We start from the raw sequence: 19232 nt of genomic DNA on the forward strand, positions 1-19232 counted from the left end.
AGAAACCAATATGAATCCGATCAATAAAAATGTTGCTATTATTGGAGCAGGTTTAGCGGGTCTTAATTGCTCTACTCAATTACAAGAGGATGGCTTTAGGGTCCAGGTGTTTGAAAAAAGTCGTGGCCCTAGCGGACGGATGAGCACTCGTAGTCGTGAGGACTGGGCAGCAGACCACGGCGCACAATACTTCACTGCAAGAGACTCCCTCTTTATTGAGGAACTACAAACTTGGATTAGCGCTGGTGTTGCAGGCGCTTGGTATCCTAATTTAAAAGTATTTGAGTCCAATGAGTGGCGAGATGGATCGGTTTTAGAGAATCGTTATGTAGGTATTCCGGCGATGAATTCACCTGGTAAATATTTAGCTAAGAATCTAACAATAGAATTTAATCAAACAATTGATCAAATTTCTCGTCAAAATGGTAAGTGGTCTCTCCATAGTATCGAATCAGGGAATATTGAAGATCAATTTGATTGGTTGGTAATCGCCCTTCCTGCTACACAAGCTTTTATTCTTACTAAATTCGTAGATGAATCAATTGAAGAGTCTTGTAAAGACTTCAATATGTTGGGGTGTTGGACTGTGATGGCACAATTTGCAGAGCAGCCTAAAGTGTCCTTTGATGCCGCCTTTGTTAATAACGAAATCATTAGTTGGATCTCGAGAAATAATTCAAAACCAGGACGAACAGGTCAAGAGTCATGGACGTTTCAAGCGAATCCGCAATGGAGTCAAGAGTGGATGGAATTAAATAAAGAAGAAGCATGTAAGCGTATTTTGGAGTGTGCTGAAAAGCTAGGCTTTCATTTTCAGAGCGCTGAAATTTCTACTCACCGCTGGCGTTATGCTAGCGGAGCAATAAGTCCTAGCCCTGAATATAGTTTCTTTGAAAACATGAAACTAGGACTTTGCGGCGATTGGCTTCACGGAGGCAGAGTTGAAGGCGCATGGTTAAGTGGCTTGAAATTATCAAATGAAATAAAAATGCGAGCAGTATAAGTAACAATTACATACTTTGAAACTCAAATAACAAAGTATGGCTTTACATATCTCCAAAAAGATTCACTTGAGGATCACCGAGTCAGTTTTGTTGTAAAGCATTCCCAATATACAATCTAGAGACAGTTGTTTTAGGGATCTTTTTGCCATAACTTTCAAACCATGATCTAACATCCTCTTCGAGCCCAACACCATGCATAAAGTTATAAATCGCTTTTTTAAGGCCCTGCCCTAAACTATCGTGGTCAACACAAGCGGGGTCAATAAAGCTGATGTCATTTTTAGCAAATGTAATTTCAGGAAGAGGAACAAGCTGTACACCATACTCTTCTGGATTTTTACCCACTGGAGAATGAACAGTACAAATAAAGCGATGAAAAAATCCACTCTGAATACAACCATGCTCAAATAATTGTCTGACATACTCCAATGAATCGACTGTTTCTTGGACTGTTTGAGTTGGAAATCCATACATTAAATAGGCATGTACTAATATACCTACATCGGAAAAGCTTTTTGTTACTTTAGCTACCTGTGCGACGGAAACACCTTTTTTCATCAAATCAAGTAATCTATTTGAAGCAACCTCAAGTCCTCCAGACATAGCAATACAGCCGCTCCTAGCTAATAGATCAGCTAATTCAGGAGTGAATGTTTTTTCAAAACGAATATTCCCCCACCAAGAAATGACTACTCTGCGACGAATTAATTCTTCCGCGAGGGCCTTTAAGATTTTTGGTGGAGCTGCTTCATCAACAAAATGAAAGCCGGTCTGACCGGTTTCTGCAATGATTTGTTCAATCCGGTCAACGAGTAAACTTGCAGAAGCGGTTTCATAACGAGAAATGTAATCTAATGAGACATCACAAAAGCTACATTTTTTCCAGTAACATCCATGTGCAACCGTTAACTTATTCCAACGTCCATCACTCCATAAGCGATGCATTGGATTAAGCATATCTAATAGAGATAAATAGGAGTCGAGTGGTAATCCATCCCATGTAGCGGTGCCAACTTCCTCGAATGGTATATCAGGCTCTTGCCAATTCATGAACTCAACTCGATTACTTTCACCTTTCATAAAGGTTCGTACTAATCGACTCTTAGATCGTTTGCCGTTTAAGTGATCCAACAAAGCGAGTAAAGGTCTTTCACCAGAATCTAAAGTAATAAAGTCAACATAATCAAAAATTCGAGGATCTTTTATTTCACGCAACTCTGTGTTGACATATCCGCCACCTAGAGCAACTTGTATATTCGGATCTGTATTTTTAATCGTTTGAGCGATCCGAAGCGCCGCGTACATGGCACCTGGAAATGGTACTGACAATAGTACCAAAGTTGGCTGATGGCGACGAAGCGTAGCGATTGTTAAATCTCTGAGATGAAGATCCATTAAATTTGGTTCCGCATGTAAAGCTTCGTTTAAGGGCGTAAATGTTGGTTGACTACCAGCCAGAGACTCTGCATAACGTACAAACTCAAAACGACTATCAATTGCATCGCGTAATACGTCTGAAAGATCATTAAGATACAAGGTGGCTAAATGTCGAGCTCTGTCGGTGGAGCCTAAAGAACCAAAAGCCCATGCTAAAGTATCTCCGAACTCCCCATCATCAAAAGCATCTAGGGAGTTAAATCTCGGTCCTTCAGGTAGAAAGTCACGGGTATTAATACGGTGACTTAATGTGCTATCTTTACCCTGTAAAAAAGCAATCACAGATGATATTGTTGAATGATAATCATCAAAATACTCGAGGAAAAAACTTACACTAGCACTCCGAATTTTTTCCGGTTGAGCTAATGCACGTGAATGTATCTCAATTAAGCCTTTAGGATTGAAAAAACTTAGAACTAAAGCTAAGGCTAAGTCTTCTTGTACAGCCTCAAATCCGCGAGATCTTAAAAATCCTGTTAAATACGCCGTAGATGGATACGGAGTATTTAACTGCGTCATGGGTGGAATGAGACTTAAGATTTTCATACGTGATGGATCAAGTCTAAAAAAATTATTCAGTGTAAATGAAAAAAAAATAACTTATTGAACAAGTTATTTGATGTTTTTGAGTGAAAGCAATTTTAAAAATAAATATTTTTCAATAAGTTACTTAATACTTAAATATTATTCCCACTCCATAAATAGCCTGTTAGAAAAGTCAATAAAATCAACAACTTGTAATTCAAAATTGTGAGTTGTGTAACTTTTGCGTAACATTTTGACTACTTAAGGATTCTTATTTAATTTTTGAGCATTAGTATACATAGGAAAAAATATAGAAGTTACACAATGTGTAACAAATCTATATCTTATCTACAAGCATTGATTGCCAATCTTCAGCACTATTTTTCAATCCTGCTAAACCATATATATGTCTATTAGATTGTGTAAAGCTACCAATACCAGCAAACTTTACAGTACGAGCACCTTTATCTCTTTTAACTATATCTAAATAGTCTTCCTCATATTTTCCTGACCAATTAGTGATAGTAAAATTAGTTCTACCCATCAATCCTTCATATGTATAATCATCTTTGTTCATATCACTACTAACTAGACCAGCAATATAACCATATATCTTTCTAAAAGAAGGAACTTTATTGTATATTTCATCTGCTTCCAATTGATTTATACAATTATTATCAACACCTTTTTTTAATACTTTGTCTTTGAATACAGACAAATGCTTGAAGAAACTAAAAAGATGGTTAACATCTACACCAATTAAAGCTAATACATATAAGTCTGAATGACTAAATTGATCACCTGGTATATCAAGCCAAACACCATTAGATTTTGTAGTTTTTATAGATACATTTATTAGAGGATTTCTATAATTTAGATCATTTGATTTTTTTACTTGTTTTATATCTAAATCTAAATATTCTTCTAATCTTCCAGGTTCATGACCTAGCTCAATATCAATATTAAATCTATTTGATAGAAGTTGTTTAAGACCTAATTCACCAAGATATCCTCTAATAGTATCAGACCATTTTTGACCCATATCTCTTTGTCTACTTGTACCAAAATCAGTACCAGCAATTAAGAATTGAATTTTTAATGATTGTATACTTGCTTCAGTATATTCATCTTCATCTAATAAAAACACATTTGGCTTAAACTTATTAAAATACCAATCACTCAAAGAATCATATGTAGTATCCTTGAATACTCTTACTTCATAAGCCTTAGAAATGAACTGTGTAGCGACTGTTGAGTCCATATCTTCATAGTCTTTTAACATTTGATTGACTACAAATCCGTGGATATTACTCTCATCTTGTGCTTGAGTCATAGATTCCTTACTAAATTAAATCGGATTGATCGACACTAGAATCTAAAATACTCGCATCAATTGAATCGTATTCAATTTTCGCAAAAGATTTAAGTACTGACTCAAAAATTATTTGAATACCTTTTGGAGGTACCGCCATACCTATTTGTCTTCTAACACTATCATTCTTACCTATGAAAAGAAAGTCATCGGGAAAAGTTTGTATTCTTGCTCTTTCTCTATTAGTAAGTGCTCTATGCTCTTTGTAATGATATCCATGTGTACCGCCACCTCCACTACCAGTAATTGTATATGACGGCTTATTTGGATCTAGTCGTTTATATATTTGACTTAGCTTAGCTCCCTTTACATTTAATCTTAAATGTTCTGGTAAATCAGTTTGCCAAATATTATTACCGGCCTTAATGTATTTTAATCGCTCAACCACTGTAGCACTTTGACCCATTTTTTCATTATTGTGAGCATCTAATGGTATTGGTGGACTCTCTAAAGCCTCTCTAGTTGTTATATATTTTTCTGAAGTAGTTGGAGAAGGTACTCTGTACTTGATACCTAACTTTTTATCAATACCAACAATAATTATTCTGTGCCTAGTTTGAGGTACACCGTACTCTTCAAATTTATATTTGTGAATAGTCAAGTCATAACCATTGTCACCAGCTCTCTCTAAGTCATGAACTATTTTCTTTAATGCTTTGCCTTCATTAGCACTTGTTAAACCACCAACATTTTCAGCGATAAAGAACTTAGGATTATATTTGTTTAGTACTTTTATACCGAACTTATATAAACCACCAAAATCACCATCAAAACCTTTGCTCTCACCAACTATACTAAAATCATTACATGGAAATCCATAAGCAAACGCATCAATATCACCAAGAGAATCTATTTTTAATTTTTTAACATCTTCACATACTACTTTAACTCCCGGAAAGTTAACTTCATATGTCTTACAAGTGTCTTCATGATAATCAGATGCCCAAGTATGTTCTATTGAGTATCTAGTACTTCCTTTTAATACTACAGCACCTGATGCCCCAACAGCAATTCCACCTGGTCCACAGAACAATTCACCAAGTCTAAATTTTATATTTTTGATTCTAGTAGCCACAATTATTTCTCAATTATTTGGATTTAGTAGCTGTTTTACCGATTTTCTTTCGAGCTTCAAGCAACTTGGCTGTATTGGCTTCACGCTTTTTGTCTACTGCTTTGATATAGCTTGCGAAATCTCCAGCCTCATAGCTTTTCTTGAACGCTTCAAGCATAGCTTTCTCAGTACCTTTTTTCCACGGTATCGCTTTACCATCAAACAAGCCAAAGATACCAATGCTAGGCACAAAGCGTCCATCTCTAAACCAGCTACGAATTGGCTCGTCTTTGTTGTTCAAGACTTCTTCGCCATTGAGCAACTTCTCTTGCTGTTCAATGCCGTGTTCCAACATCTCTTCAGTTGTCAGCTTCTTGTCTGCTTTGATGTCATCTGGCTTGCCGTAAGTGTCAAAGAATCCCATGTGTACTCTCCTAAGTAGTAGCGTTGTAAAAAACCTTACTCTAGTTTAACGCTTGCCTAGTGTCAATACCTACTTGTTCTAGTAACAAAGATAAGCTAGGATTTGTTGAAGAGACTACAAGCTAAGGACATTTATGAATGACAAACAGCGTAAGTTCTGGGCACCATATATAACAGCAATAGGATTTGAGAACTTTTATACCAATGGGATGTTCATACAGTCCAAGCACTATTGCGGCATGGACATTAGCCTAGCAGAAGGTGCTGAACAGTTTGGAGCAAGTCAACTAGAAGCAATGATACGGAAACACACTATGTATCAAGACTTGTTAAAGAAGCCTTCACTTAGCAATGATGACTTAAGTGAAATATTCAGTTGGCTTGTGGAAAAAGCCTTTTTCGATGATGAACTTGTATACCTAATCACAAATCATAAACTAGAAGTAACAGATGAAGAGTACTGGGAATTAGTTAAGAGTATCTGGAGTAGACAGGAATTTAATACAGATGGTAACCGAAAAAAGAACTGGAAAAAGATATTCAGTCATAGACCTAAGTTACCTAGATTGACTGAAGAACTACCAGATAGATTTACAGCATATAGAGCAGGTAAAGCAGATGGATTTAGCTGGACACTAGATAAGAAAACAGCAGAATGGTTCCATAACAGATTTAAGTCTCAATTTGGTAACATACCATTACTTACTAAACCATTTACTAAAGAAGATGCTGTTTTTTATACAAATGACAGAAATGAGAAAGAAGTAGTTATCGTACCAAAATCATCTAAAAAGGATTAACATGAAATACTTGATAGTTAAAAGAAATCTCAATAGCAATTCATGGTTAGATTTATGTAAAGAGTCATTAGAAAAAAAATACAATAATTCAATAAGAAATCATATTAAAAATTCAAATGAATGGACATAATGTGATTCTATAGCTTTTACTGCTTCGCAGTACTATGGACAGGTTTTAGATTGCTTTGAAGTTGATGATAAAGATCATTTATTTCTTTTAACAAAATATGCTGATATTACCTTTAAGACAATTGATAAAGTATTAGATGAAGACTTGTACGATAAGATGAAAGCACTTGGCAACATGGCTAAGAAGCTAAAAGAGTTAGATCGTGCTTTAAGCAATCTACAGTCTATTGAATCTGAACTGTATAGTGACTTTACTGATATTTTTGATAGTGATCCATATGTAGAGGAATTTATAGATCTAAATATAGATCAACATTCAGATGAATACTCAATTAAAAATCAAAATATAAAAGTAGTTTTTGATGACTTTTTTAGTTAAACAAGCTCAACTGCTTTACGCATCATGTCATCGCTTGCGTCAATGTACACCATTGTAGTTTGAGCTGACTTGTGACCCATTAATTTTTGTAGTACTCTAATGCCAACACCTTTGCTACTAATCTGTGTAGCAAATGACCTACGCATTGAATGACTGGATGCGTTGTCGATACCACAAGCAGAAAATAGATAGTGCCAGTACTGTGTAAGTGTATTCGGACTAAAGCCATCACTTGTCTTTTTCTGCGAGTAAAACAGCTTACGCTTACGGTCTGTAATGTCTAAAGTCTTAATGTAAGCATCAAGCTCCTTGTATAGCTTGTCGCTAACATAAATTGTCCTAGCTACATTCCCTTTAGTTATATCTGACTTGAGTAGAATTTCACGCTTTACATTGCCCTCGCAATCTACAGCGTCTTCAATTCGTAAAGCACTTGTCTCACCTACCCTAGTTCCAGCACAATACATTAAATGAAGCATAGCCCTATTTCTAGCACAATGCTTGCGTGTAGCTATGTAATCAAGTACTCGTCTAAATTCTTGCTGTGTTAATGTCTTAGCTTGCTTTGCCATCTTGTTCACCTCAAATGTAATTTTTTCTACATTTTTAGTGTATTGTCTTGTATTCGAAATTCCTACCTGTTTTTGTTCTTTTTTAGTCATAGTGTTTTCTTATTAAAAATCAACGACTTAGCTTTTCTTTTCGTCAAAATATAATAAAACTTATTATTTTGTTATATTCGCTTCCTAGTGTCGTTGCTGTAGTGCCACACTTATTTAACTGTTTGCTTATAAGCCCTACAAGCTGTTGATACGCTGTTCTGCTGTCCTAGTATTCGGCGTACAGTTTTAAGCGTTTGTAGCTTGTTCTAGTGCGTCTAGATTTGGATTTAATTGTTTGACTGTTTTACTTACTTGCTTATTTTTGGCAAAGCTACGCTAATTAAGCACTCTTTAAATGCTTATTAACCATTAACCGCAAGCGTCAACTAAGGACTGGAGTGCTTAGATTAGTAAAAGTAAAGCCTGTCTAGCTCTAGCTTATCTATCTTTTTTGTAATGTATCCCGACCAACCTTCTGTAATCTCTTCAATCTTATATCTATACATCTTGTCCTCACTATCTTTGTCGGCACGATAGTTTGGATTGCTCATCTCAAATTCACCACTTAACTCTATAGCTTTAACAACTTTTTCATGGAACTGTTCAGCTGTATAGCTATCTGGCTTTTGTAACAAGAAATGTGTGTGTAAATCAATACAACTATTGTTATCACCTTCTATGCTTCCTACAGCTACTAATTTTTTACCATCACGCTTATATGCGTTTTTAAGCACCAGTTTATTAATCAAGTGTATAAGTCTAGCGTTAGCCCTCTCTAGCTCATCTTTAGTCAAGTGTCTGTAAACCTTTCCGTCAACAGCATAGCGTGACTTAGCCACATGCTTGTAATAGACTTTTTTAGGCATGACAGTAAGACCTTGTGTCAGTCCAAGTTCTTTAGCATTTGTCAGCCATTTAACTACTTCTAATCTGTAATCTTTCTTTATATCTACTTGCTTAAGCATCATTACACCTATATTTTTTATATAGATATATTTATGCTTAATGTAAGGATAGCGTAAATTTTTATGAAAAAATTATATATATCAATAATTTACGAAAGATTTTGAAAGTAATTTAGTAGGAAAAACGGATAAAAGGTATTACATTAACTATTCCTTTAACTACTTTGGAGTATGAAATGGCTACTATGTCAGCACTTAAACTTGTTACAAGCAAGAAGCAATCTACTGTTAGCCCAGTAGTCAATCGCAGATTGAAATTGCTTGCTAAAGTACATGAACAAATTGAACTATGTACAGCTAAAAAAGAAGGTAATAGCTACGCACCTAAGCGTCTTAAAACATTCACAGATAAAGCAACTGGTGAACGCAAGACTATTGAAACTGTTAAGCGAGTTAAAGAATGGTTCTGGATTAGCGATACAGGCAAGATTCATCTTGCTATCAAGTATGGCTCTAAGACTCTTATGCTTAATAAGAAAGGTGCTAACGCTATTGAAGTTAGCAATGGTGATGAACTTATTAGCACACTAAAACACATCGCTGGCTCAATTGAAAATGGCGAGCTAGATGAGTTCATCAATGATGTAAGTAAAGCTACACGAGACAGCTTCGCAAAGTAGCTATCATTTTGTACAAGTATCCTTTTCTATAAATATAAGAAAAGGATACTTTTTATGAGACTATTTGAATTTACAAATGCTGAAGAACAACTTAAGCTATTACAGCTAATATTTGATACTACTTTTAGTACGATTAGACAGCAAGCTGAACAACAAGCTAGAGAAAAAGCAGAACAGAGTAGATTAGCTAAGTTAAAGCCCAAGCGTAAATCTAGTATCAAATCTAAGTCATTACCAAGTATCAAAGTATCAGCCCCACCCAAGCCCCCTACCAAACCTAGTACACCTACTACCAACCCCAACCAAACACTAGCTAAATCTAGTCAACCCCCTAGTAATCTATCTAGTCACCCTACACAAACCCCAACAAATAGCCTTACTACCCTACCCAATAAAACAGTAGCCCCCACAGCTTTACCCCATATTAAGCCTATACCCCCTATCAAGCCTACTGTAGCTACCAAGTACCCTATCAAGTCAAAGCTCAATAGACAGCTATACCCACATGAAGATGACGAGAAAGACAGCTATTAGAAATGGGTCCTAGCTTTGTAAAAAATTGCTACGCGGATTTTTAGCATATAGCTGAAACTTTTGGGTTGGTGATTTTTTACCTATACCCCCACCTTATTTGCTACAAATGCGTCTTTCGGCGTTAAAGACGGGTGTTTTACCCATTTTTCATAGTAATTTGTAAAACCATGAGCATGGCGACGACAGGCATAGTTAAAATACTATGTTGGTACAATCATTCCATCTATTGTGTAGTATCCTGCCATTGCTTGCGTTGTCAATATATCTTCATCAATATGCCAGTAAGTCTTTTCAATTTGAGCTCTACTTGTACCGCACATATCAGCTACAGCTTTATAACTTAATCCTGCTTTAATTCTGTTAGTAATGAAGTAATGTCTAAAGCTATATGGCACTAACTTCCTCTTACCTACATCAATTTCTGCCGCTTCTAATATCTTCTTAAAGTGATGTGTAACTGCTCTTTGACTTACAACATTGATTCCATTAAAACTAAAGATAAAGTTTTCTGCGTATGGTTGCTTAGTATGCGTAGGAGTTGTTAGTTTGAATAAGTTATCAAAATACTCCATATCTCTTATCTTTACTACACGAGATTTTCTTACTTTACTTGTTTCTTTTCTTACATTTATTTTGACGAAATCAATCTCTTCACCTTTAATTGTTTCATTTTGAAATGTAATATCCTTCCATTTTAATTGTTTTTGCTCACCAGTTCTAAGTCCACAAATAGAAGCAATTAGTAGATAGTGACCAGATAGAACTCGTGCCTTATTTTCTAAGTCTGTCAAATCCTTCATTGCTTCTTCAATGTACTTAGGTATAGCTAATCTAAAAGCCCGTACCTCTTCGTCTGTAAATGATGAGCGTCTTACTGCCTCTTCTGGTGTATTGCGTATTGATATTGTTTCAAAGTCAAATCCTTCAATGTAAACTTCACCTTTTTTGTGAAGCCACTTCATCATTGAGTTGATAGTACTTTGTTCACCAGCTATTGTTGATAAAGCTGTAGTCTTTGTAGCACTTGGATTTTCTCTAGTTTTAGCATAATCAGCACAACTATCTCTATCTAACTCTTTTAGTTTTGTGTCACGCTCTATAAAGTCTAACCAATGATCTAGATGTGATCGTATTGTCCCGTATCTACCCTTAACAATACTCTTAGTAGTTCTACTTTCTATGTGTCCTTTTCTGTACTCCAAGTACATCAACACTCCATCTTTTGCTGTCTTTGAGTAATATGTCTTTCCGCTATCTGTTTCGCTCTTTATTTTGACAAAGTGTTTTTTGGCTTTTTCTATTGCTACATCTATGTTCTTAGTCTTTAAGCTAAGTCTCACATACCTACGCTCTTTTTCAAGCCAGTAGCGAAACTGCCATATGTCACCCCTTTTGTATATGACAGCCTCATCGTAAATCAGTATTTCTTCTTCACTAAATGTCTTTTTCTTCAGTGTCATTTTGCGACATTGGGTAGTTACAGTTTTGAATAGCTACTTCAGTGTGTAGTAAGTTGTGTAACTGTAACTTCTAATAGCACTTAAACGCAAGTGTTTTTTGCATTTGTGTGATTTTTGTGTAACTTTAAGTCATTATAAATCAATGACTTACGCTCAGTTACTACTCCCACTCAATCGTTGCCGGGGGTTTTCCAGAAATATCATAAACCACACGATTAATTCCTCTTACCTCATTGATGATTCTGTTTGAAACTTTACCTAATAAATCATAAGGTAAATGAGCCCAATGCGCCGTCATGAAGTCTTGAGTTTGGACAGCTCTTAGTGCCACAACGTATTCATAGGTTCGACCATCTCCCATAACCCCTACGGACTTTACAGGCAAAAATACTGCAAAAGCTTGACTAGTTAAGTCATACCATGACTTATTTGTTTGGGGATCAATCGTTTTTCTGAGTTCATCAATAAAGATATCGTCAGCTCTTTGTAGTAAATGAGCAAATTCTTTTTTGACTTCCCCCAAAATTCTGACAGCTAAACCAGGGCCAGGGAATGGGTGTCGATACACCATTTCTTTTGGTAGTCCTAGTTCAATTCCTAACTGCCTGACTTCATCCTTAAACAATTCTCGTAAAGGCTCTAAGAGCTTTAAGTGCATATCGTCGGGCAAACCACCTACATTGTGATGACTCTTAATCGTGTGGGCACCCTTTTTTCCTTTGCCCGCAGACTCAATCACATCAGGATAAATAGTTCCTTGAGCAAGCCATTTAGCATTCTTGATTTTCCCAGACTCACTTTGGAACACTTCAATAAACTCACGACCAATGATTTTTCTTTTTTGCTCTGGATCAGAAACGCCTGCTAATTGAGACATAAATTGTACTGAAGCATCCACATGAATGACCTTAACCCCAAGGTTACGAGCAAACATATCCATGACCATTTTGGCCTCATTTAACCTTAAAAGGCCATGATCTACAAACACACAAGTTAATTGATTACCAATTGCTTGATGAATCAACGCTGCAGCAACAGAAGAATCTACTCCGCCGGATAAACCCAGAATAACCTCATCCGTCCCCACTTGTTGTCGAATGTTTGAAATGGCTTCTTCGACATAATTACCCATTTCCCAATCGGGAATACATTTACAAATGTTTTTGACAAAGCGCTCAAGAATCGCTGTACCCTGAATGGTGTGAGTTACTTCTGGATGAAACTGTACCGCATAAAATTTACGATATTCATCTGCCATTGCAGCAATGGGACAAGAATCTGTTGATGCCATTAGTTTGAATCCCACTGGCATGACTGTGACTGAATCACCATGACTCATCCAGACTTTTAAAATACCATGTCCCTCACTCGTAGTGAAGTCAGCTAAGTCATTGAATAATTGTGTATGACCTCTTGCCCTAACTTCAGCATAGCCAAACTCGCGAGCTTTTCCCAAGGATTCTGCAGTTTTTACTTCCCCGCCAAGTTGTTGAGCCATGGTTTGCATGCCATAGCAAATACCAAGAACTGGAACCCCTAAAGTAAATACATTCTCTGGCGCTCGAGGGGTGTCGCCTTCAGTAACTGAGTTTGGTCCACCAGACAAAATAATACCCTTGAAACCCTCATGGGTGATTTTCTGTTCCAGAAGATTAGGGTCGATGTCATAAGGGAAAATTTCTGCTAAAACTTGTAAATCCCTAACTCTACGAGCAATCAGTTGAGTCACTTGGGACCCAAAATCTAATATCAATATTTTATCGTGCACGAATCGAATCTTTTTGGAATAAATTAGTCAATATGATAATTTGGAGCTTCTTTTGTAATCATCACATCATGAACATGAGATTCACGCACTCCAGCGGAGGTAATTTCTACAAATTCAGCTTTATCGTGAAGTTCAGCAATTGTCTCGCACCCACAATAACCCATCGAAGCTCTCACCCCACCAGTCAATTGATGAACAATTGCTAAAACACTGCCCTTATAAGGAACTTGCCCTTCAATACCTTCGGGTACTAATTTATCCACATTGGCACTATTATCTTCTTGGAAATACCGATCCGCAGCACCATCTTTCATCGCACCAACGGAGCCCATTCCTCGATAACTCTTGAATGATCGACCTTGAAACAGAAATACTTCTCCGGGAGCTTCTTCTGTTCCGGCGAACATAGAACCCATCATGACAGTATGCGCACCAGCTGCAAGCGCCTTTGATACATCACCAGAGTAACGAATACCACCATCAGCAATCAAGGGTACTCCAGTACCCTTTAAGGCAGTTGCAACGTTTTCAATAGCAGTAATTTGTGGAACCCCGACTCCTGCAACAATTCTAGTCGTGCAAATTGAACCAGGCCCAATACCAACTTTGACACCATCAGCACCATGTTCAACTAAAGATAGCGCTGCTGCTCCAGTAGCAATGTTGCCACCAATAACCTGCACATTTGGATAATTGGTTTTTACCCATTTCACACGGTTTAAAACTCCCTGACTGTGACCATGAGCAGTATCTACCACAATGACATCCACACCCGCTTTGACTAATAATTCAACCCGTTCGTCGTTTTCAGGCCCAACCCCAACTGCTGCACCAACGATCAAACGCCCAAGGTGATCTTTGGAAGCATTGGGATGTTCAGTGGCTTTCATAATATCTTTTACCGTCACTAAGCCTTTTAATTCAAACGCATCATTCACTACCAAAACTCGCTCTAAACGATGTTTATTCATCAGACGCTTTGCTTCATCAAGACTTGCACCCTCGCTTACAGTGACCAATCTTTCACGTGGTGTCATTTTTGACTTGACTGGTGCATCTAAATCTTCTTCAAAACGTAAGTCGCGATTGGTAATAATGCCCACAACTGTTTTTCCCTCAAGAACCGGAAATCCTGAAAAGCCATGCTCTTTCGATAGATAAATGACTTCACGTACGGTCATCGAAGGCGGAATCGTGATCGGATCCCTTAAAACACCAGACTCATAGCGTTTAACTTTAAGTACTTCTCGAGCTTGTTCGGCAGCCTTAAGGTTTTTATGAATAATTCCTATTCCACCTTCAGAAGCCATTGCAATCGCTAATTTTCCCTCTGTAACGGTATCCATTGCTGCAGATACAAGAGGAATATTTAAGGAAATTTGACGTGTAAGTTGGGTACCTAAAAGAGTATCCCGAGGTAAAACTGACGAGTAGGCAGGTATCAATAGCACATCGTCAAAGGTAAGTGCTTTTTTAATTAGACGCATAAAAACCCCTAGACACAAAACATGATTATAAATGCTTCACGCTACAAGTTCATATTTCCTTAAATTCTTTACGTTCTTTTCTGATTTTGGCTTTAGTTTTTAATTCCGCATCTTTATTTTGATTGGCTTTTTTGCGCCTGATTTTTTTGGGATCGATCAAAATTGGACGGTAGAGCTCAATTCGGTCTCCATCATAAACCGGATCATCTGGACCTAAAGGAATGCTAAAAACCCCAACCGCACCTTTTTTTTGAAAAAGCACATCATCCCTGTTTTTGACTATGTTCATATGCAAAAGTGCTTCAAGCACTGATGGGACTGAAGATTGGGTAGGTGCGAATGAAAAAAAAACTTGTTTGGGAAGAGACTCTCGAGCATCAAACAATTCCAACTGAATTGTTTTCATTGGATTATTCTCCATATAAATCGTCAGCCCTTTTAACAAAACTGTTAACAAATGTATTGGCAATGACACTAAATACAGGGCCGATGAGTTTATCTAATACAAAATTAGAAAATTCATATCTTAAGGAAAACTCAATTTTGCATGCATCATCAGCAAGAGGAGTAAAAATCCATTGGCCTTCAAATTTTTTGAAAGGGCCTGAAACAAAGGTCATATCGATATTGGTCGGAGATTTTTGAATATTTTTTGTATGAAAGTACTGTTTTACCCCCTTAAAATTAATGTTTATTTTTGCTTCCATTAATTCTGGAGTTGACTGAAAAATTTCTACACCACCACACCAAGGTAAAAATTCAGGATATTTTGCAACATCAGTTACCAAGTTATACATCCGTTGGGCTGAGTGCTGAATAAGTAGTGATTTTTGAACGTCTGCCATATTTCTTCCAATTTCATCCTATTATCAATGATTTAGGAAAACTTCTCCAACTTTTTGTTTGAGAAGTTAATATAATGTAGTCATGAGCATTGTAGAAAACAAAAAAGCATTTTTTGACTATTTTATCGAAGACCGTATTGAAGCAGGTCTTGTTCTTGAGGGATGGGAAGTTAAAGCAATTCGAGCTGGACGAGGCAACATCAAAGAAGCCTACGTCGTTATTCGCCAAGCTGAGTTGTATTTAATTGGTTCTCACATTAGCCCCCTACCTGAAGCTTCTACCCATATTCATCCTGACCCTGTCAGAACACGCAAATTATTGATGCACACAGAACAAATTAATAAATGGATTGGTAAGGCCGAGCAAAAAGGCTATACCCTTGTGCCTCTCAATCTCCATTACTCTAAAGGTCGAATTAAGTGTGAAATTGGCTTAGCGAAGGGTAAAAAACAGTTTGATAAGCGTGAAACTCAAAAAGAAAAAGACTGGGTCAGAGAAAAAGCCCAAATTAGTCGCGGCAAATATATGTAAAGCATTTGCACTATTGATGTGCAAATCTGTCTTTTTTGGTACTTTTACCATCATTTCTTCACAAGAAAGCATTATCTTGTAATTATGACAACTCCTTTTGATGAAATGTACGACGAGCATGGTCGTGCCCGTCCACACTATAAAGCATTTGATGATTGGCTTTCGCGGCAAGCTGAGGAACATATAGCTCATAAAAGAGCTGAAGCTGAATTAATCTTTCGTCGGATTGGTATTACTTTTGCTGTTTATGGAGATGAAAAAGGAACAGAAAGAACCATTCCTTTTGATCAAGTTCCCCGTATCATTCCTGCAAAAGAATGGAGTGTCTTAGAGGATGGCCTAAAACAAAGGGTCAAAGCTTTAAATATGTTTTTACATGATATTTATCATGAAGAAAAAATCCTAAAAGCAGGCCTCATTCCTCAAGAGCAAATATATAACAACTCTCAATATCGTCCAGAAATGCGCTTTGTTGATGTCCCTCGTAATATTTATGCCCATATTGCGGGTATCGATATTATTCGTGCAGGACAAGGTGAGTATTATGTTTTAGAAGATAACCTAAGAGTTCCATCAGGTGTTTCTTATATGGTTGAGAACCGTAAGATGATGATGCGCTTATTCCCCGAGTTATTTGAGCGTCATCGCATCGCACCCGTTGAACATTACCCTGATTTGCTGCTTGAGTGTTTGAAAACCGCAGTTCATTCAAACTCCAGAAAGCCTAATGTAGTTGTCTTAACCCCGGGAATGTTTAATTCAGCATATTTTGAACACTCTTACCTTGCACAACAGATGGGTGTTGAATTGGTTGAAGGTAAGGATTTATTTGTTAAAAATGAACAAGTGTTCATGCGCACCACTCAAGGTCCACAATTAGTCGATGTGATCTATCGAAGAATTGATGATGACTATTTAGATCCTTTGTCACTTCGTGTAGATTCAACTTTAGGTATACCAGGAATTTTAAATGCCTATCGTGCTGGTAATGTGGGTATTGCAAATGCCATCGGAACTGGAATCGCAGATGATAAATCGATTTATCCTTATGTCCCAAAAATGATTGAGTTTTATCTGAACGAAAAACCGATCCTACAAAACGTCCCTACTTTTCAGTGCCGTATAAAAGAGGATTTGCAATATACACTTGCTCATTTAAAAGATTTGGTAGTTAAAGAAACTCACGGAGCTGGTGGGTACGGCATGTTAATTGGGCCATTAGCAACTGTGGCTGAGATTGAGAATTTTAGAAAATACATAATCGATCATCCTGACAAATATATTGCTCAACCGACACTAGCTTTATCAACGTGCCCTACTTTTGTAGATGCTGGTATAGCTCCACGCCATATTGATTTACGTCCATTGGTGCTGTCAGGAAAGCAAATAAAAATGGTACAAGGTGGTCTGACACGTGTTGCGCTGAAGGAAGGCTCCTTAGTTGTAAACTCCTCTCAAGGTGGGGGCACTAAAGACACTTGGGTGCTGGAGTCCTAATGCTTAGTAGAACAGCCGACTGCCTCTATTGGATGGCTCGCTATAACGAGCGTGCTGAAAATACTGCCCGTATGTTAGATGTTGCATATCAAACTTCTTTAATGCCTCAACCTGTCGAATTTATGCATGAGAGTTGGCGTAAGCTATTAAATGTTTCATTATTAGAAAAGCTATTTGAAACTAAATACTCTGTATACAATCGTGAAAACATTTTGCAATTTATGATATTTGATGAAGAAAATCCTTCGAGTATTGTCTGTTGCCTTAATGCTGCTCGCGTCAATGCCCGAATTATTCGAGGATCAATTCCTTCCGAAGTTTGGGAAACGCAAAATTTAAGTTGGCTCAACTTAGAGCAATTTTTGCCAGACAATCCTTCTCAAGATCCATCAGCATTCTTTGAATGGGTCAAGTATCGGTGCCATCTCTTTCGTGGTGTTGTATTCGGTACGATGCTGTCAAATGAGGCGTTACACTTTATGGAGTTTGGCACCTATCTGGAGAGAGCTGATAATACAGCCAGAATCTTAAAAGCTAAATACCGATCCCAAATTCAACAAAGTCAAGGAAGTAATAATCAAACGAGTTTATTTAAGGTTGAAAATACATCAGAAACTTTTGATTTTTATCATTGGGTTTCTTTATTGAGGTCAGTCTCCGCTTTTGAAATATTTCGACACACCTACTCTGATCAAATTACCCCAGAGCGTATTGTTGAGTTATTGGTTTTTAATGCTCAATTGCCAAGATCACTCAATAAGTGTGTAAATCAACTGTTGCAATTAATTACCTTACTTAAAAATAGTAAATCAAAAGAGATTGAACGTTTAATTGGTAAATTAAAATCAGAGTTAGATTATTCAACCATTGATGATATCTACGCTGAAGGTCTAGATCAATTTATTCAGCGTTTTTTAGAAAAGATTAATCACATTGCTGATGAATTTAGTAGTACGTATTTAATACCTTTAGCAGGCTAAAATTATGCGTTATATTGTTACCCATCGTACCGAATATTTGTATGAGCGTTCAGTTCATCATTCCATCCAGGAGCTTCGCCTAACACCTCAAGATTCCTCAAGTCAGCTATTGGATCGATGGAAAATTAATGCTCCAAGTAAATTAACTGAATCTATTGATGCCTTCGGTAATATTTGCCACGTTTTTGTCCTTGATAATAACTATTCTGGAATGTTGATTGAGGCACATGGTGAAGTTCTCACAAAAGACCAATATGTCTTTACTGATGCAACGTCAGCAGTTTCACCCTACTACTTGTTACAACAAACCCCCTTAACTGAACCATCGGATGAAATGAAGCATTATGTGTTAGGCAAAAAAATAACAGACCCTTCTCCAGATACCATTATGCAATTAGCTATCGATATTCAGAAAAAAGTAACCTACACAAAAGGAGTTACCAATACAAATACGACTGCTGCACAAGCGTGGAATCTGAAAAGCGGTGTTTGCCAAGATCACTCCCACATCATGCTCGGCCTTTGTCGTTATTTAAAATTACCAGCACGTTATGTAAGCGGCTATTTTTATGATGAAAACTCTTCTGATATGGCTAGTCATGCCTGGGTAGATGTTTGTTTTGATATTGAAAATGCTATTTGGCATAGTATCGACATTACAAATGGTTGCTTTAGTAATGAGCGGCATATTCGTCTTGCTATTGGTCGAGATTATTCTCATGTGGCACCTGTCAAAGGAATTCGTTCTGGTGGTGGGGTTGAACAGTTAAATTCCAAAGTTTCGATAGAAAAGTGTTAAATTCATACATTCCTAGAACT

The 19232-nt window shown here is 37.1% G+C and carries 20 protein-coding genes; 9 read left to right on the forward strand and 11 right to left on the reverse strand.

Translation table 11 applies throughout. The features are described 5' to 3' along the window. The first annotated feature begins 10 nt into the window (after positions 1-10). Positions 11-1003, forward strand: coding sequence for an FAD-dependent oxidoreductase (locus tag QMN06_RS06220; protein ID WP_281971680.1), 993 nt, complete (start codon positions 11-13; stop codon positions 1001-1003). Between the two features lie 82 nt (positions 1004-1085). On the opposite strand, the gene QMN06_RS06225 is transcribed toward QMN06_RS06220, so the two are convergent. From QMN06_RS06225 to QMN06_RS06240, 4 genes are all read right to left on the reverse strand, one after another. Next, the gene (locus QMN06_RS06225; protein WP_281971681.1) at positions 1086-2987 is read right to left on the reverse strand and encodes a radical SAM protein; all 1902 of its coding nucleotides are present in this window, start codon (positions 2985-2987) and stop codon (positions 1086-1088) included. 316 nt (positions 2988-3303) lie between these two features. Further along, positions 3304-4299 carry a hypothetical protein gene (locus QMN06_RS06230; RefSeq protein WP_281971682.1) on the reverse strand — a complete coding sequence of 332 codons (996 nt, stop codon included), beginning with the start codon at positions 4297-4299 and terminating at the stop codon, positions 3304-3306. A gap of 10 nt (positions 4300-4309) precedes the next feature. Next, the gene (gene dcm, locus QMN06_RS06235; protein ID WP_281971683.1) at positions 4310-5413 is read right to left on the reverse strand and encodes a DNA (cytosine-5-)-methyltransferase; all 1104 of its coding nucleotides are present in this window, start codon (positions 5411-5413) and stop codon (positions 4310-4312) included. A gap of 13 nt (positions 5414-5426) precedes the next feature. Then, the gene (locus QMN06_RS06240; protein ID WP_281971684.1) at positions 5427-5816 is read right to left on the reverse strand and encodes a hypothetical protein; all 390 of its coding nucleotides are present in this window, start codon (positions 5814-5816) and stop codon (positions 5427-5429) included. Between the two features lie 133 nt (positions 5817-5949). Here QMN06_RS06240 and QMN06_RS06245 point away from each other — a divergent pair, with 133 nt between their 5' ends. Further along, the gene (locus QMN06_RS06245; protein ID WP_281971685.1) at positions 5950-6615 is read left to right on the forward strand and encodes a hypothetical protein; all 666 of its coding nucleotides are present in this window, start codon (positions 5950-5952) and stop codon (positions 6613-6615) included. A gap of 286 nt (positions 6616-6901) precedes the next feature. Next, complete coding sequence (locus QMN06_RS06250; protein WP_281971686.1) at positions 6902-7123, forward strand: hypothetical protein; 222 nt, start codon at positions 6902-6904, stop codon at positions 7121-7123. Here QMN06_RS06250 and QMN06_RS06255 read toward each other — a convergent pair. Together QMN06_RS06255 and QMN06_RS06260 are read right to left on the reverse strand one after the other, a co-directional pair. Continuing rightward, positions 7120-7785, reverse strand: a complete 666-nt coding sequence (locus QMN06_RS06255) for a site-specific integrase (protein ID WP_281971687.1) — start codon at positions 7783-7785, stop codon at positions 7120-7122. The two genes, QMN06_RS06250 and QMN06_RS06255, sit on opposite strands and share 4 nt — an antisense overlap. A 347-nt stretch (positions 7786-8132) precedes the next feature. Then, the gene (locus tag QMN06_RS06260; protein WP_281971688.1) at positions 8133-8693 is read right to left on the reverse strand and encodes a hypothetical protein; all 561 of its coding nucleotides are present in this window, start codon (positions 8691-8693) and stop codon (positions 8133-8135) included. A 173-nt stretch (positions 8694-8866) separates the two neighbouring features. Between QMN06_RS06260 and QMN06_RS06265 the strand changes: the two genes are divergently transcribed. Beyond that, positions 8867-9310: a DUF6641 family protein gene (locus tag QMN06_RS06265; RefSeq protein WP_281969280.1), complete on the forward strand. Its 444-nt coding sequence runs from the start codon at positions 8867-8869 to the stop codon at positions 9308-9310. A 54-nt stretch (positions 9311-9364) separates the two neighbouring features. Next, positions 9365-9844 (forward strand): hypothetical protein, encoded by a 480-nt coding sequence (locus tag QMN06_RS06270; RefSeq protein WP_281969281.1) that lies wholly within the window; start codon positions 9365-9367, stop codon positions 9842-9844. 200 nt (positions 9845-10044) lie between these two features. Here QMN06_RS06270 and QMN06_RS06275 read toward each other — a convergent pair whose 3' ends face one another. The 5 genes from QMN06_RS06275 to QMN06_RS06295 form a co-directional block, all read right to left on the reverse strand. Continuing rightward, a complete protein-coding gene (locus tag QMN06_RS06275) occupies positions 10045-11304 on the reverse strand; it encodes a site-specific integrase (protein WP_281969282.1) in 1260 nt (419 codons plus the stop codon). Positions 11305-11464: 160 nt separating this feature from the next. Next, positions 11465-13072: a glutamine-hydrolyzing GMP synthase gene (gene guaA / locus QMN06_RS06280; RefSeq protein WP_281969283.1), complete on the reverse strand. Its 1608-nt coding sequence runs from the start codon at positions 13070-13072 to the stop codon at positions 11465-11467. 23 nt (positions 13073-13095) lie between these two features. After that, the gene (gene guaB, locus QMN06_RS06285; RefSeq protein ID WP_281969284.1) at positions 13096-14559 is read right to left on the reverse strand and encodes an IMP dehydrogenase; all 1464 of its coding nucleotides are present in this window, start codon (positions 14557-14559) and stop codon (positions 13096-13098) included. A 49-nt stretch (positions 14560-14608) separates the two neighbouring features. Further along, positions 14609-14965: an RnfH family protein gene (locus tag QMN06_RS06290; RefSeq protein WP_281969285.1), complete on the reverse strand. Its 357-nt coding sequence runs from the start codon at positions 14963-14965 to the stop codon at positions 14609-14611. A 4-nt stretch (positions 14966-14969) separates the two neighbouring features. After that, a complete protein-coding gene (locus tag QMN06_RS06295; protein ID WP_281969286.1) occupies positions 14970-15404 on the reverse strand; it encodes a type II toxin-antitoxin system RatA family toxin in 435 nt (144 codons plus the stop codon). 82 nt (positions 15405-15486) lie between these two features. On the opposite strand from QMN06_RS06295, the gene smpB reads away from it, so the two are divergent. The 4 genes from smpB (at position 15487) to QMN06_RS06315 (ending at position 19212) form a co-directional block, all read left to right on the forward strand. Next, entirely contained in the window at positions 15487-15936 is a 450-nt protein-coding gene (gene smpB, locus QMN06_RS06300; RefSeq protein WP_281969287.1) for an SsrA-binding protein SmpB, read from the forward strand. Between the two features lie 84 nt (positions 15937-16020). Beyond that, on the forward strand, positions 16021-17433 hold the full coding sequence (locus QMN06_RS06305) for a circularly permuted type 2 ATP-grasp protein (RefSeq protein ID WP_281969288.1): 1413 nt from the start codon (positions 16021-16023) through the stop codon (positions 17431-17433). Continuing rightward, positions 17433-18413 (forward strand): alpha-E domain-containing protein, encoded by a 981-nt coding sequence (locus QMN06_RS06310; protein WP_281969289.1) that lies wholly within the window; start codon positions 17433-17435, stop codon positions 18411-18413. The genes QMN06_RS06305 and QMN06_RS06310 overlap by 1 nt, the downstream gene beginning before the upstream one ends. A 4-nt stretch (positions 18414-18417) precedes the next feature. Further along, complete coding sequence (locus QMN06_RS06315) at positions 18418-19212, forward strand: transglutaminase family protein (protein ID WP_281969290.1); 795 nt, start codon at positions 18418-18420, stop codon at positions 19210-19212. The last annotated feature ends 20 nt before the right edge of the window (positions 19213-19232 follow it).

The organism is Polynucleobacter sp. SHI8 (assembly GCF_027944005.1).
Lineage (GTDB): Bacteria > Pseudomonadota > Gammaproteobacteria > Burkholderiales > Burkholderiaceae > Polynucleobacter.

Coding starts and splice junctions, on each gene's coding strand:
- QMN06_RS06220 (WP_281971680.1), top strand. CDS start 11: ATGAATCCGATCAATAAAAATGTTGCTATTATTGGAGCAGGTTTAGCG.
- QMN06_RS06225 (WP_281971681.1), bottom strand. CDS start 2,987: ATGAAAATCTTAAGTCTCATTCCACCCATGACGCAGTTAAATACTCCG.
- QMN06_RS06230 (WP_281971682.1), bottom strand. CDS start 4,299: ATGACTCAAGCACAAGATGAGAGTAATATCCACGGATTTGTAGTCAAT.
- QMN06_RS06240 (WP_281971684.1), bottom strand. CDS start 5,816: ATGGGATTCTTTGACACTTACGGCAAGCCAGATGACATCAAAGCAGAC.
- QMN06_RS06245 (WP_281971685.1), top strand. CDS start 5,950: ATGAATGACAAACAGCGTAAGTTCTGGGCACCATATATAACAGCAATA.
- QMN06_RS06250 (WP_281971686.1), top strand. CDS start 6,902: ATGAAAGCACTTGGCAACATGGCTAAGAAGCTAAAAGAGTTAGATCGT.
- QMN06_RS06255 (WP_281971687.1), bottom strand. CDS start 7,785: ATGACTAAAAAAGAACAAAAACAGGTAGGAATTTCGAATACAAGACAA.
- QMN06_RS06260 (WP_281971688.1), bottom strand. CDS start 8,693: ATGATGCTTAAGCAAGTAGATATAAAGAAAGATTACAGATTAGAAGTA.
- QMN06_RS06265 (WP_281969280.1), top strand. CDS start 8,867: ATGGCTACTATGTCAGCACTTAAACTTGTTACAAGCAAGAAGCAATCT.
- QMN06_RS06270 (WP_281969281.1), top strand. CDS start 9,365: ATGAGACTATTTGAATTTACAAATGCTGAAGAACAACTTAAGCTATTA.
- QMN06_RS06275 (WP_281969282.1), bottom strand. CDS start 11,304: ATGACACTGAAGAAAAAGACATTTAGTGAAGAAGAAATACTGATTTAC.
- guaB (WP_281969284.1), bottom strand. CDS start 14,559: ATGCGTCTAATTAAAAAAGCACTTACCTTTGACGATGTGCTATTGATA.
- QMN06_RS06290 (WP_281969285.1), bottom strand. CDS start 14,965: ATGAAAACAATTCAGTTGGAATTGTTTGATGCTCGAGAGTCTCTTCCC.
- QMN06_RS06295 (WP_281969286.1), bottom strand. CDS start 15,404: ATGGCAGACGTTCAAAAATCACTACTTATTCAGCACTCAGCCCAACGG.
- smpB (WP_281969287.1), top strand. CDS start 15,487: ATGAGCATTGTAGAAAACAAAAAAGCATTTTTTGACTATTTTATCGAA.
- QMN06_RS06305 (WP_281969288.1), top strand. CDS start 16,021: ATGACAACTCCTTTTGATGAAATGTACGACGAGCATGGTCGTGCCCGT.
- QMN06_RS06310 (WP_281969289.1), top strand. CDS start 17,433: ATGCTTAGTAGAACAGCCGACTGCCTCTATTGGATGGCTCGCTATAAC.
- QMN06_RS06315 (WP_281969290.1), top strand. CDS start 18,418: ATGCGTTATATTGTTACCCATCGTACCGAATATTTGTATGAGCGTTCA.